The sequence below is a fragment of the Microbacterium gilvum genome (assembly GCF_039543865.1).
GTDB classification, from domain to species: domain Bacteria; phylum Actinomycetota; class Actinomycetes; order Actinomycetales; family Microbacteriaceae; genus Microbacterium; species Microbacterium gilvum.
This window is the reverse complement of sequence record NZ_BAABKO010000001.1, coordinates 575,821-588,576: the sequence shown is the minus strand read 5'-3', so window position 1 is coordinate 588,576 and position 12,756 is coordinate 575,821. Positions and strand designations below refer to the sequence as shown.

At 70.9% G+C, this 12,756-nt stretch carries 13 protein-coding genes; 7 read left to right on the top strand and 6 right to left on the bottom strand.

The features are described from left to right. Position 1: 1 nt before the first annotated feature. From ABD998_RS03020 to ABD998_RS03005, 4 genes are all read right to left on the bottom strand, one after another. Complete coding sequence (locus ABD998_RS03020; RefSeq protein ID WP_345435792.1) at positions 2 to 289, bottom strand: hypothetical protein; 288 nt, start codon at positions 287 to 289, stop codon at positions 2 to 4. A gap of 127 nt (positions 290 to 416) precedes the next feature. Beyond that, positions 417 to 1,388: a TIGR03557 family F420-dependent LLM class oxidoreductase gene (locus ABD998_RS03015; protein ID WP_345435790.1), complete on the bottom strand. Its 972-nt coding sequence runs from the start codon at positions 1,386 to 1,388 to the stop codon at positions 417 to 419. A 44-nt stretch (positions 1,389 to 1,432) separates the two neighbouring features. After that, positions 1,433 to 2,626, bottom strand: a complete 1,194-nt coding sequence (locus tag ABD998_RS03010) for a sensor histidine kinase (RefSeq protein WP_345435788.1) — start codon at positions 2,624 to 2,626, stop codon at positions 1,433 to 1,435. A 64-nt stretch (positions 2,627 to 2,690) separates the two neighbouring features. Next, positions 2,691 to 3,293 carry a hypothetical protein gene (locus tag ABD998_RS03005; RefSeq protein WP_345435786.1) on the bottom strand — a complete coding sequence of 201 codons (603 nt, stop codon included), beginning with the start codon at positions 3,291 to 3,293 and terminating at the stop codon, positions 2,691 to 2,693. 173 nt (positions 3,294 to 3,466) lie between these two features. Between ABD998_RS03005 and ABD998_RS03000 the strand changes: the two genes are divergently transcribed. Together ABD998_RS03000 and ABD998_RS02995 are read left to right on the top strand one after the other, a co-directional pair. Further along, positions 3,467 to 3,919 carry an SRPBCC family protein gene (locus tag ABD998_RS03000; RefSeq protein WP_345435784.1) on the top strand — a complete coding sequence of 151 codons (453 nt, stop codon included), beginning with the start codon at positions 3,467 to 3,469 and terminating at the stop codon, positions 3,917 to 3,919. Between the two features lie 162 nt (positions 3,920 to 4,081). Beyond that, entirely contained in the window at positions 4,082 to 4,873 is a 792-nt protein-coding gene (locus ABD998_RS02995) for a helix-turn-helix domain-containing protein (protein ID WP_345435782.1), read from the top strand. Here ABD998_RS02995 and ABD998_RS02990 read toward each other — a convergent pair. After that, positions 4,845 to 5,633: a helix-turn-helix domain-containing protein gene (locus ABD998_RS02990; protein WP_345435780.1), complete on the bottom strand. Its 789-nt coding sequence runs from the start codon at positions 5,631 to 5,633 to the stop codon at positions 4,845 to 4,847. The genes ABD998_RS02995 and ABD998_RS02990 overlap by 29 nt on opposite strands. A 23-nt stretch (positions 5,634 to 5,656) precedes the next feature. Then, positions 5,657 to 6,169: a MarR family winged helix-turn-helix transcriptional regulator gene (locus ABD998_RS02985; RefSeq protein ID WP_345435778.1), complete on the bottom strand. Its 513-nt coding sequence runs from the start codon at positions 6,167 to 6,169 to the stop codon at positions 5,657 to 5,659. Between the two features lie 179 nt (positions 6,170 to 6,348). Between ABD998_RS02985 and nagE the strand changes: the two genes are divergently transcribed. From nagE to ABD998_RS02960, 5 genes are all read left to right on the top strand, one after another. Next, positions 6,349 to 8,295 (top strand): N-acetylglucosamine-specific PTS transporter subunit IIBC, encoded by a 1,947-nt coding sequence (gene nagE / locus ABD998_RS02980; protein ID WP_345435776.1) that lies wholly within the window; start codon positions 6,349 to 6,351, stop codon positions 8,293 to 8,295. 108 nt (positions 8,296 to 8,403) lie between these two features. After that, positions 8,404 to 9,243 carry a PhzF family phenazine biosynthesis protein gene (locus tag ABD998_RS02975; protein WP_345435774.1) on the top strand — a complete coding sequence of 280 codons (840 nt, stop codon included), beginning with the start codon at positions 8,404 to 8,406 and terminating at the stop codon, positions 9,241 to 9,243. Between the two features lie 230 nt (positions 9,244 to 9,473). Next, on the top strand, positions 9,474 to 10,763 hold the full coding sequence (locus ABD998_RS02970; RefSeq protein WP_345435772.1) for an ABC transporter substrate-binding protein: 1,290 nt from the start codon (positions 9,474 to 9,476) through the stop codon (positions 10,761 to 10,763). Next, the gene (locus ABD998_RS02965; RefSeq protein WP_345435770.1) at positions 10,763 to 11,722 is read left to right on the top strand and encodes a carbohydrate ABC transporter permease; all 960 of its coding nucleotides are present in this window, start codon (positions 10,763 to 10,765) and stop codon (positions 11,720 to 11,722) included. The genes ABD998_RS02970 and ABD998_RS02965 overlap by 1 nt, the downstream gene beginning before the upstream one ends. After that, a complete protein-coding gene (locus tag ABD998_RS02960) occupies positions 11,719 to 12,636 on the top strand; it encodes a carbohydrate ABC transporter permease (protein WP_345435768.1) in 918 nt (305 codons plus the stop codon). The genes ABD998_RS02965 and ABD998_RS02960 overlap by 4 nt, the downstream gene beginning before the upstream one ends. Positions 12,637 to 12,756 lie beyond the last annotated feature (120 nt).

Genomic DNA, 12,756 nt, shown 5'->3' with positions numbered 1-12,756 from the left:
GTCACGCGGCGGGGGAGTCGGCGACGAGGTCGCGGATCGCGACGGTCAGCGTGGCCCGGAAGCCGATCGAGACCGCGTCGGCCATGTGCGAGCCGGAGAAGCACTCCCACCCCGATCCCTGAACGCAGATGTAGCCCTTCACCGAGTCGCCCAGCGCCACCTGGTAGCACGTGAGGCTCACGGGGATGAGCGTGGCGTCAGGAGCCCGGCCGAGGCTGGGGTGCGCCGACCTCAACGGGGCCGTCGGGCGGGTGGCGACGTGCGCGGGGCCTTCGGCGATGAGCGTCATCTCTCCTCCTTCTCGACATCGCCGCGTTCCGCGGCGATAGGCGATTGTGGCTCGCGCGCGGGGCCGCCGCCAAGGCGGCGGGGCGGGGTTGACAGATCCGGGCGCCTGCTGCACGCGGGTCGCGCGGTCACAGGGCGCGCAGGCGCTCGAGGAGCGGCGCGGCGACCTCGGCGACGAAGCGCTCCTGCTGCGCATCTCCCACCTGCACGATCGCGATGTCGGTGAATCCCGCATCGACGAACGGGCGCACGCTCTCCGCGAGGGCGTCGAGGTCGGGGCCGCACGCGATGCGCTCTGCCACGTCCTCGGGCCGGACGAACGCGCTCGCTCCCTCGAACCCGGCCGGCGTCGGCAGGTCGGCGTTCACCGACCATCCGCCCGCGAACCAGCGGAACTGCTCGTGCGCGCGGGCCACGGCCGTGCCCTCGTCGGGATCCCAGCTGATCGGCACCTGGCCGATGCGCCGGGACGCGGCGGCGGGGCAGCGCGCCGCGTCCCACGCGTCGCCGAGCGCGGCATCAGGCTCCGTCGAGATGAGGTGGTCGGCGAGCGGAGCGAATCGGGCGACCGACTCCGCACCCGACACCGCCGCGCCGATCGGCACTCCGCCGTCGGGGGCATCCCACACCCGTGCGGAGTCGACGCGGAAGTACGCGCCCTCGTACGTGACGAGGTCGCCGCGGTGGAGGGCGCGGATGATCTCGATCGCCTCCACGAGCATGTCCTGGCGGACGGCGACCGACGGCCATCCCTCGCCCACGACGTGCTCGTTGAGGTTCTCGCCGGACCCCAGCCCGAGGACGAACCGGCCATCGGAGAGCAGCTGGAGCGTCGCCGCCTTCTGCGCGACGACAGCGGGGTGGTAGCGGATGGTCGGACAGGTCACGTACGTCATGAGCTCGATGTCGCGGGTGGCCTGGGCGACTGCGCCGAGGAGCGTCCAGGCGTACGGCGCATGCCCCTGGCTCACGAGCCAGGGCGAGAAGTGGTCGCTGCAGGCGAGGAAGTCGTAGCCGGCCTCCTCGGCGCCCCGCGCATAGCGCACGAGCGACCGCGGGTCGCTCTGCTCGGTCATGAGCGTGTATCCGAAGCGGGTCATGCCGGAGACGCTACGGCGGCCCGGCGCGCCCGGCGACGGGCTTGTCAGGCGGCCGCGCGGGCGGTATCCGCGGCGGGCAGCACGACCCACACGCGCGCCCCGCCGCCCGGGGCGTCGTCGATGCCGATGTGACCGCCGTGCGCCTGCACGATGCGCTGACATGTGGACAGGCCGATCCCGAGCCCCGGCACCCCGTCGGAGGCGGCTCGGTGCAGGAGTGCGAAGACGTCGTCGCGCCGGGTCTCCGGGATGCCGGGACCGTTGTCGTCCACGAGCACCCTCCACGCGCCGGCGAGCTGCTCGGCGTGGACCCGGACGCGCGGCTCGCGGCCGGCGGCCGCCGTGAACTTCACGGCGTTCGCGAGGAGGTTCTGCAGCAGCGCGCCGAGCAGCGTGGCGTCGCCTCTGACGCGGGCGTCGAGATCGACCTCGATGCGCGCGTGCGTCGCGTGCGTCGCGGCGTCGAGGTCGTCGCGCGCCGCGAGAGCCACGGCCCCGAGATCGACGTCGGCGAGACGAGGGAGGGCGCCCCCCGCCCGGGCGAAGGCGAGCAGATCGGCGATCATCGCCGTCATCCGCTCGGCCGCTGACTCGGCGCGCGACACCGCGCGGGCGACCTGCGGAGCCCGCGCCATCTCCGGGCTGTCGGCCGCGAGCTCGAGGAAGCCGGAGAGCGCGGTCAGCGGATTGCGGAGGTCGTGGCTCACCTGACCCGCGAAGCGCGCGAGCTGCGCGTTCGCCTCGCCGAGCGCCCGGGTCATCCTGCGCAGCTCGAGGACGTCGATCACCTGGCGCGCCAGCAGGTCCATCGCCTCGCTGACATCCGGGGGCAGCTCCCCGGTGTCCTCGTCGAAGACGCACAGGGTGCCGATCACGACGCCGGACGGGGTCACGAGCGGGCTCGAGGCGTAGAAGCGGACGCGCGCGATCTCCCCCGTCACGAACGGGTTGGCCGCGAAGCGCGCATCCTCCCGTGCGTCGGGGACCACGACGTGCTCGGGTCGCCGGATGACGACGGCGCACATGGAGTCCTCACGTGAGCACACCGCGGGCTCCAGGCCGACGGCGGCGATCTGATGCTGCGAGCGGTCGTCGATGATGTTGATGACGGCCGTCGAGACGCCGCAGAGGGTGGCAGCCAGGCGGACGATCCCCTCGAGGTCGGCTTCCGGCGGCTCCCCGACGATGCGGTACTGGTCGACGACGGCGCGGCGGGCGACGTCCTCTGCGGTGCTCACGGCTCTTCCCTCCTGGGCCCCTCCCCGCCGGTCAGCCTACCCGGGCACGAGATCGCGGCGGATGTCAGCCGGCCCCGAACAGGACGCCCACGAGGCTCCACGCGCCGTACACGGCGAGCGAGGCGCCCCCGACGGCGGCGGCTCCGGCCGCCGAGAGCCCGACGGCGATCCAGGTGCGCGCCCGCGGACGGACGGGCGCCCTGCCGTGCTCGGAGATCGCGAGCGCCGTGCGGTCTGCCTCCGCAGCCGCCCGGGGGCTCCGCAGCTCGGCGGCAGCGAGGGGCGACCCCGTCCACTTCTCGACGCCCCACGCCGCCGCCCGTGCGGCCTGCGTCCGGAGCGCTCCGCTCCACCCGGGCGCGGCATCGCCGTCGACCCTGAGGTGCGCCACCCCGCGGGCGATGTGCTCCGCGTCGCGCTGGCCGGCATCGGCGACCGAGCGCGCGAGCGCCCTCATCCGCCGCCGCGCGCTCTTGCGCAGCATCGGGTCGTCACCCGCCGCGGCCAGCCGGTGCGCGCTCGTCCGCACCTCGGCGAGGACGGAGGTCGCATGCTCGACATAGCGTGCGGCCTGCCGGTTCGGGCCGGCGGCGAGGAAGCCAGCCTCCTCGGCGAGACGCTCGACGGCCTCGTCGAACGCGTAGAGCGCACGCCGGTCGTCCGCCATGCGCCGCTCCGCTGCCCTCATGTCGCCCCCTGCCATCCCGCTTCCCTCCAGGGTAGGCGACCTCGCGGTCGCGCGCCCGATACGCGCAGCCGCGGTCCGATGCAAGCCCCTCCGTCGCCGGGCTGACCCGTCGCACGATGGGCGGACCCCCGACGGACAAGGAGAGGACGGCCATGGCCCGCATCATCGAGACCATCGACGTCGACGTCGACGTGACGACGGCGTACAACCAGTGGACGCAGTTCGAGAGCTTCCCGGAGTTCCTGGGATTCGTCGACGGCATCCGCCAGATCGACGACGAGACGCTCGCCTGGAAGGTGACGATCGGCGGTGCCGAGCGGGAGTTCATCGCGAAGATCACGGAGCAGCACCCCGACGAGCGCGTGGCGTGGACGAGCGTGTCGGGCGATGCCGACCATGCCGGCGTCGTCACGTTCCACACCCTGAGCGAGGGGAGCACGCGCGTCACGGTGCAGCTCGACTGGGAGCCGTCCGGATTCACCGAGACGGTCGGCGCCGCGCTGGGGATCGACGACCACGCCGTGAAGAAGGACCTCGCGCGATTCAAGGAGTTCATCGAGTCGCGCGGCTCCGAGACGGGAGCGTGGCGGGGAGACGTCGACTGAACGGCGCGCGCGGCGTGAGGGCGTGTCAGACGTTCGTCGGAATTCGCGCGGGGGGAGGGCCGCGATCCCGGCTCCTGGGTGCGACAGGGCCACCCTCGCGGCCGACGCGGCGTTCTAGCGTCGAACCGAGGGGTGCGCTGTGCTCCCGCGGGACGGAGCAGGATGTCGGACACGGAGGGGGCGTCGAGCGACGCCGCCGCCCAGGGGACGCATCCCGCACGGGCGCCGGAGGGGGCGCTCTCGCCGGCGCGGTCGACCGTGTTCCGGCGGCTGCTCGCAGAGGACGACTCCGTGCGCGAGCGGGCGCTGGCCCACGCCAGGTCGCGCCGCTGGTTCGACGCCGGCTCTCCGTCGACGATCATCGTCCTTGGAGGCCCCGAGCCCGCGGCGGCGAGGCGCCTCGCGACGGCGCTCCAGGCGGATGGCCGCGGTGCCGTGTGGCACATCGGCGACGTGGCGGGGGTGCCCGTCGTCGTGGTCTCGACGAGCCGCCTCGGCGAGAGCGCGCGGGCGTGGGTCGACGGAGCGGTGCGCCGTCACGGTGCCGACGGCATCGTCGTGAGGACGACCGAGATCGGTGCGGACGAGGGCGACCTCGCGCCCGCCGTGTCGGAGGTGCTCGGCGACCTCGAGGCGGACGGAGCGCAGCTGCCCGGCGCCATCCGACAGCTCATCGACCGTGTCGACGTGCCGACCGCGCTGCTGCGCCGCGCCTCTCCCGGTGCGTTCGCGCTGTGGCGCTCGGGGGACATGGAGCAGCGGCGGACGGTGGAGGTGTACCTCGATGCCGGCGCACGCGTGTCGGAAGCCTGCCGGCGGCTGCACATCCATCGGACGACGCTCTACTACCGTCTCGAGAACCTGCCCGAGGAGGTGCGGGAGGAGCTCGCGGACGGCCTGCGGCGCAGCGTCCTGCACATCGTGCTCACTCTCTTGCGGGAGCGCTCCCGGTGAGCGGGGGGTGGATGATCGTGAGGAGCGAGTCGGGGTGGTCCGGCACGATGAGCGTCTGCCAGGTGTGCCTCCGCCATCCCGTGCGGCCATCGTGGAACAGGCTCGTCGCATCCGTCAGCTTGCGCGCGGTCTGACGAGCCCACAGCCGTCGGAACGTCTCGAAGCGGTCGTGAAGCTGCGCGAGGCGGCGCACGTACTCGGCATCGTCCGGCAGCACGTGGAAGCGGAACGCGTCCACGAGACGCGAGGCGGTCTGCAGCCATTCGTTGCCGAACGGCGCATCGGCTTCGCGACGCAGGACCTCCTCGAGGAGGTTCCGACCCTCCTCGAGGAACCCGCCGGCCGCCTCCCCGCACGCCGTGTTCACGACGAGGATGTCGTGGACGGCGTTCGTGATGTAGGCGGGGTTCGGCTCCAGCAGCCGGAGGATCTCGAATGCGCCCTGGGGGAGGCCTTCGCGCCGCGACAGCGCGCGTGTCGCGCTCGTCTGCGCGAGCTGCTGGAAGTACTCCGTCGTGTCGACGTCGAGGAGGAGCGCGCGCGAGAGCGCGGAGACCACCTGCGGCGACGGCAGATGGCCGTGGGCCTGCTCGAGGCGGATGAGGTAGTCGCGGTTGATGCCGGCGCGCTCTGCGACCTCCTCGCGGCGGAGACCGGGCACGCGTCGCACGTCGTCGCGGAGCAGCCCGATGTCCTCGGGCTGGAGCTGCGCCCTCCGTCCGCGGAGGAGCTCGGCGATGAGGCGCTGGCGGATCGTCATGGGGCCATCCTGCCGGTTCGCGCTCAGCGGCGCGCGTCCCGCTCGGCCGACGCGCCGATCGTGCGCAGCGACTCGATGAGCGAGGCGACCTGGTTCCAGGTGAGGCCGTCGAGCAGGTCCGCCTCGGCGGCGACGAGGACGCGCATCGCGGACTCGACGCGCTCGCTCCCCGCCGGCAGCAGGGTGACGATGCGGCTGCGCTGGTCGGCGGGGTTGTCCGTCCGCACGAGGTAGCCGCGCTCCTCCAGCCGTTCGATGCGGTAGGTGATCGTCCCGCTCGTGGCCGTCGTCCACGACGCGAGCTGGGACGGCGTCATGGAGAAGCCGTCGGGGGAGCGGCGCAGCAGCGAGAGGATGTCGAACTCCCAGGCGCGCAGACCTGCGGCCGAGAACGCCGCCTCGCGCACGCGCTGCAGGTCGCGGGCCACGCGGCGCAGGCGCGACATGACGTCGAGGGGCGAGAGGTCGACGTCCGGGAGGATGGTCGACCACGCGTCGATGAGGAGGTCCACCTCGTCATCGCCCGACCGGGTCATGTCCGCTTCTGCCACCGCTGTCCAGCATAGGGCGCGCATCGCCTCGAGCCGCGTCATGGCGCGGCGGAGCGGATTTGTAAGGGATTTTAACGATTAGCTTGTCCGGCCTGCTCCGAGGGGGTACCGTCATCGGCATCACACAGCTGCGCACCACCCGTGTGCGCACCCTAGGAGGCACAGTGAAGTTCTTCCAGAGACTCGGCCGGTCGCTCATGCTCCCGGTCGCCGTCCTGCCGGTCGCCGCGATCCTGTCGGGCATCGGCTACTGGATCGTGGGAGCGAACGGAGGAGAGCCGAACCTCGTCTCGACCTTCCTCAGTGCAGCGGGCGGCGCGCTCCTCGACAACATGCCGCTTCTGTTCGCGATCGGCGTGTCCCTCGGTATGGCACGGAAATCGGACGGCACGTCGGCACTCGCGGGGCTGGTGTCGTGGCTCACGGTGACGACGCTGTTGAAGCCCGACACCGTCGCGCTGTTCGTCGGCGCCGGTCTCGACGAGGTCGACCCCGCTTTCGGGCGGCTCCAGAACGTCTTCATCGGCATCATCTGCGGTCTCATCGGCGCGTTCTGCTACGACCGCTTCAAGGACACCAAGCTGCCCGACGCGCTGTCGTTCTTCTCCGGGAAGAGGTCCGTCGCGATCGTCACCGCCGGGTTCTCGCTCGTCCTCTCGATCGCGCTCTTCTTCGTGTGGCCGCTCGTGTACGGCGCGCTCGTCTCCTTCGGCGAGTTCATCGCGACGCTCGGGCCGTTCGGTGCGGGACTTTACGGCTTCCTCAACCGCCTGCTCATCCCCACGGGCCTGCACCACGCCCTCAACTCGGTGTTCTGGTTCGATGTCGCCGGCATCAACGATCTCAACAACTTCCTCTCCGGCACGGGAGAGTACGGCGTCACCGGCCAGTACATGACCGGGTTCTTCCCCGTCATGATGTTCGGTCTGCCGGGTGCCGCGCTCGCGATGTACGTCACGGCGAAGACGGCGCGGAAGAAGATCGTCTACGGCATCCTGCTCTCGGGCGCCGTCTCGTCGTTCTTCGTCGGCGTGACCGAGCCCCTCGAGTTCGCCTTCATGTTCCTCGCGCCCGTGCTGTACCTCATCCACGCGGTGTTCATGGGCATCTCGCTCGCGATCAGCGCCATCCTCCCCGTGCGCATGGGCTTCGGTTTCTCCGGCGGCTTCATCGACCTCGTCCTCGGCTGGGTGAACCCGATGGCGCAGAACCCGTGGATCATCCTCGTGATGGGGGCGTTCTGGTTCGCGGTGTACTTCCTCGTCTTCCGCTTCGTGATCCTCCGCTGGAATCTGAAGACGCCGGGTCGCGAGGACGACGACTTCCTCGAGAACGGGCAGGCTTCGGCCGATGCGGCCGGCAGCGCGGACGAGAAGTACCTCGCGACGGCGTCGCGGTTCCTCGCGGCGCTGGGCGGCGCCGGGAACATCGTCGAGCTCGACAACTGCGCGACGCGGCTGCGCATGGAGGTCGCCGACGTGGCGCGCGTCGACGACGCCGCGCTCAAGCGCGCAGGCGCCGCCGGCACGATCAAGCCGGGCGGCACCTCGGTGCAGGTCGTCTACGGACTCAACGTGCAGTTCGTGAAGGACGCAATGGAGGGTCTCATGTCGGGCGAGCTGCGGGAGCCTGCGGCGGGTGATCCGGTCGCCGTGGCACCCGATCCCGGCGCCGCGACGACGACGGCCGTGGCGGCGCCGCCCGCCGCCGTCGTGCGCCTGCGCCAGCCCGTCGCCGGTGCCGTCGTGCCGCTGGCCTCCGTCCCCGATGCGACGTTCGCCGAGGGGATCATGGGCCCTGGCATCGCGATCGAGCCGACGGACGGGACCGTCGTCGCGCCCGCCGACGCGACCGTCGCGCACGTGTTCGACACCGGCCATGCCGTGGCGCTCGTGCTCTCCGGCGGTGTGGAGCTGCTCATCCACGTCGGGATCGACACGGTCGCGATGAAGGGCGAGGGATTCCGCACCCTCGTCGAAGCGGGCGCGCGCGTGACGGAGGGGACGCCGCTGCTGGAGGTCGACCTCGAGGCGATCCGCCGCGCCGGACACCCCACCGTCACCCCGGTCATCGTTCTGAACGACGAGCGCGCCCGCATCGAGCTCGTCTGACCCGCCTCATCGGCCGGCCGGCCGCGGCGCGCGGCGCCGGTCCACCCACCTTGCGGTGGACCGGTGCCGATGGCTCGCGGAGCACGCCGCGGGGCGGAGACTGAGGGGATGAGCACCCACGCCTTCTCCCAGGTCGACGTCTTCGCCCCTTCGGCGCTCTCCGGCAACCCGGTCGCCGTCGTGCACGACGCCGTCGGCGTCGACGAGGAGCGGATGGCCGCGTTCGCGCGCTGGACGAACCTCTCGGAGACGACGTTCCTCCTCCCGCCCGTCGATCCTCGCGCCGACTACCGTCTGCGCATCTTCACCCCGGGCGGCGAGCTGCCCTTCGCGGGCCATCCGACGCTCGGCAGCGCCCATGCGTGGCTGGAATCGGGCGGCGCGCCGGTCTCCGCTGAGCGCATCGTGCAGGAGTGCGGGATCGGCCTCGTCGAGCTTCGTCGCGACGGCGAGCGGCTCGCGTTCGCCGCCCCGGAGCTGCGGCGCTCAGGACCCGTCGACGACGACACCGTCGAGGTGGCCCTCGCCGCACTCGGCGTCGCGCACGGCGACGTGGAGCGCGTCGCGTGGATCGACAACGGTCCGGGATGGATCGGCATCGTGCTGGACTCCGCCGACCTCGTGCGCTCGCTCCGACCCGACTTCGCGCGGATGGGCGCGCTCAAGGTCGGGGTGCTCGCGCGCGACCCCGAGGGAGCGGCCGACGTCGAGGTCCGCGCCTTCGCTCCCGGCATCGGGGTCGGCGAGGACCCCGTCACGGGGAGCCTCAACGCGGGTTTCGCGATCTGGCTGACGCGCGAGGGCGTGCTCCCGCCCGCCTACACGGCGCGCCAGGGCACGGCGCTCGGACGCGCGGGCGACGTCGTCGTGACGACGGACGCCGATGGCGTCGTCTGGGTCGGCGGCGAGAGCCGCACGGTCGTGCAGGGCACCGTCCGCCTGGGGTGACGCCTGGCACCTGCGCCGACGACGTGCCGCTGGGCCGACGGCACGCGCCGGCGTAGGCCCGACCACTCCGTTCCCACGTTGCACAGGCCGACGCCTCGCGTACGCGGGCACGTCGAGACGTGCGCTTGACAGCGCCCCCAGCTCGCGGCATAGGATGCAGAAACCGGTTTCTCCGGACCATCCATCGCAACGAGGCGAAAGGGAACACTGTGAGCGCATCACGAGTGGAGATGAGCCGACGGACGCTGCTGGGCCTCGGGCTCGGCGCGTCGGCCCTCCTCCTGGCAGGCTGCAACCGCTTCGGCATCGGCGGTGAGCCGACCGCGTCGGCGTCCTCGCTCGACATGATCTGGTGGGGCGACGCCGCACGAGCGGAGGCGACCGAGGCCATGCTCGCGATCTTCCAGGAGCAGCACGACGGCCTCACGATCAAGACCGAGTACCAGGATTCGGGCCCTTACTCCGACAAGCTCGCGACGCGGTTCGCGGGCGGCGACGTGCCCGACCTCTTCAACCAGCGGCGCGACGGACTGCGCGAGTACGCGGATCGCGGCGCCCTCCTCGATCTCAACGAGCACCTCGATGTGCTGAACCTCGACGACGTCCCGTCCACGAGCCCGCTCGGTCTCGTCGACGGCGCTCTGTACGGGATCCCCGCTGGCCTCAACGCCGTCGGCTTCGTGATCAACCGCGATCTCACGGCGCAGTACGGCGTCGAGATCCCCGACGGGGACACATGGTCGTGGGATGAGCTGTGGGCCTTCAGCAAGGCGGTCTCCGACGCCTCGGGCGGCCAGGTGTACGGCGTCGACCTCGACTTCTCGACCGTGCAGAACCTCGTCGTCTACATCCGGCAGACGGGGGAGGAGATGTACAACGAGGACGGCACGTTCGGCGCCAGCGAGCAGACGCTCGCCGATTGGTTCGCGATGTCGCTCGAGCAGCGGAAGACGGGCGGCCTCGCGCCCGCCGGCTTCATCGAGGTGACGGGCGGCGCGACCGAGCAGTCGCCCATCGCGACGGGGCTCGTCGCGGGGCAGATCATCCCCACGAACAACCTCAAGGCGTACACCGACGCCACGGGCAGCCCGCTCGAGCTGCTCCGGATCCCCGGTGAGGTGCAGGGCGCTCGACGCGGGATGTCCATCGACACCTCGATGTACTGGTCGATCGGGCAGCAGTCGCCCAACAAGGACACGGCGCTGCAGCTGCTCGACTTCATCGTCAACAGCGTCGAGGGGAACGAGGCCGTCGGGCCCACGCGCGGGCTGCCGATCAGCACCGTCGTCGCCGACGCGATCGCCTCGGGACTCGGCGAGGAGGACCAGCGCTCGATCGAGTACATCTCCGGCCTCGGTGCGGAGGACCTGCCGATCTCGCGCCCCGACCCGATCGGCGGCACGACCATCCAGGACGCGCTCGCCGACATCGCCGTCGAGGTGACCTTCGAGCGCACCTCGCCGCAGGAAGCCGCGAAGCAGATCCTGCAGGTCGCCTCCGACACGATGGGCCTGGGCTGATGGCCACGGCCACGCTGCCGCCGCCCACGGCGACCGCGTCGCCGGGGCCCGTGCGTCCGCGCCGGAGGCCGACGCGCTCGGGGCGCATCGACTGGTCGGGCTACGTCTTCCTCATCCCGTGGTACGGAGGGATGCTCCTCACGATCATCCCGTTCGGGTGGTCGCTGTACCTCGCCTTCACCGACTACAACCTGCTGAACGCTCCCGTGTTCACGGGGCTCGACAACTTCTTCGCGATGATGTCGGATCCGCGGGTGGGGCAGTCGCTCGTCGTCACGTTCGTGTACACGTTCGTGTCGGTGCCGTTGTCGCTGGTGGCGGCGCTGGGCGTCGCGATGGCGCTCAATCACGGTCTACGAGGGCTGTCGTTCTATCGTGCGATCTACTATCTGCCGTCGCTGCTGGGGTCGAGCGTCGCGATCGTGATGCTGTGGCGGGAGCTGTTCGGCACGCGCGGTGTCGTGAACGCCGCCCTGGGGTGGTTCGGGATCGACGGGCCGGCGTGGGTGTCGGATCCGGACACGGCGCTCAGCGTGCTGATCATGCTGAACATCTGGACGTTCGGGTCGCCCATGGTCATCTTCCTCGCGGCGCTGCGGCAGGTTCCGGCGATGTACTACGAGGCCGCGGCCGTGGACGGCGCGACGAAGTGGTGGCAGTTCCGATTCATCACGGTTCCGCTGATCAGCCCGATCATCTTCTTCAATCTGGTGCTGTCGCTCATCGGATCGCTGCAGACGTTCACGCAGGGCTATGTCATGAGCAACGGCTCGGGCGGCCCCGCCGGGTCGACGCTGTTCTTCAACCTGAACCTCTACATCGAGGGCTTCGGCCGGTTCAACATGGGGTACGCGTCCGCGCTGGCGTGGCTGCTGCTGCTCATCATCGCGGCGCTCACGGCCGTGAACTTCATCGCCCAGAAGCACTGGGTGTTCTACGAGGACGAGGACGAGCGATGACCGTCACCGAGGTGCAGACCGTCGTCCGCAGGCGGCGGTCGTGGGGGAGAGCCCCGCAGGACGTGCGCGTCGTCGGGCGCCGCCGTCGGAGTGTGCAGGCGAGGTTCCTCCGCCATGTCGTGATCGCGGGCGTGGGCCTGTTCATGCTGTATCCGCTGCTGTGGATGCTGTCGAGCTCGTTCAAGCCCGACGACCGGATCTTCCGCGAGCAGGGGCTGTGGCCGGCGGAGTGGGACCTCGCGAACTACGTCGAGGGGTGGACGGCGCTCGAGCACCCGTTCGACGTCTATCTCGTGAACTCGCTCATCATCGTCGGCCTCTCGATCGTGGGCACGCTGTTCTCGACGGCGCTGGCGGCGTTCGCGTTCGCACGGCTGACGTTCCCCGGCCGCCGGTTCATGTTCGCCCTCACTCTCGGCACGCTCATGCTGCCGGGGCACGTGCTGCTCATCCCGCAGTACATCATGTTCTCCCAGCTCGGATGGGTGAACACGTACCTCCCGCTCGTGGTGCCCCACTTCCTCGCGTCGAACGCGTTCTACATCTTCCTCATGGTGCAGTTCATGCGCGCGCTCCCGCGCGAGCTCGACGATGCGGCGCGCATCGACGGCTGCGGCACGTTCGGCATCTTCTGGCGCATCATCCTGCCGCTGTGCACGCCCGCGTTCGCGACGACCGCGATCTTCACGTTCATCGCGACCTGGAACGACTTCTTCTCGCCGCTCATCTACATCACGGACAGCGAGCTGTACCCCGTGCCGCTCGCCCTGCGCCAGTTCATGGACTCGGAGGGCCAGTCGTCCTGGGGGCCCATGTTCGCGATGTCGGTCGTGTCGCTCCTGCCCATCGTCGGGTTCTTCATCGCGGGGCAGAAGTACCTCGTGCAGGGCATCGCCACCACAGGGCTCAAGTGATCCACGGGATGTCGATGGCCGATCCCGAGGATCGGCCATCGACATCCGTTCGGCCTGCCCCGTAACATTCCGTCATGAAGCGCATCCCGCGTTCATCCGGGTCGGACGTCGACTCGCGCG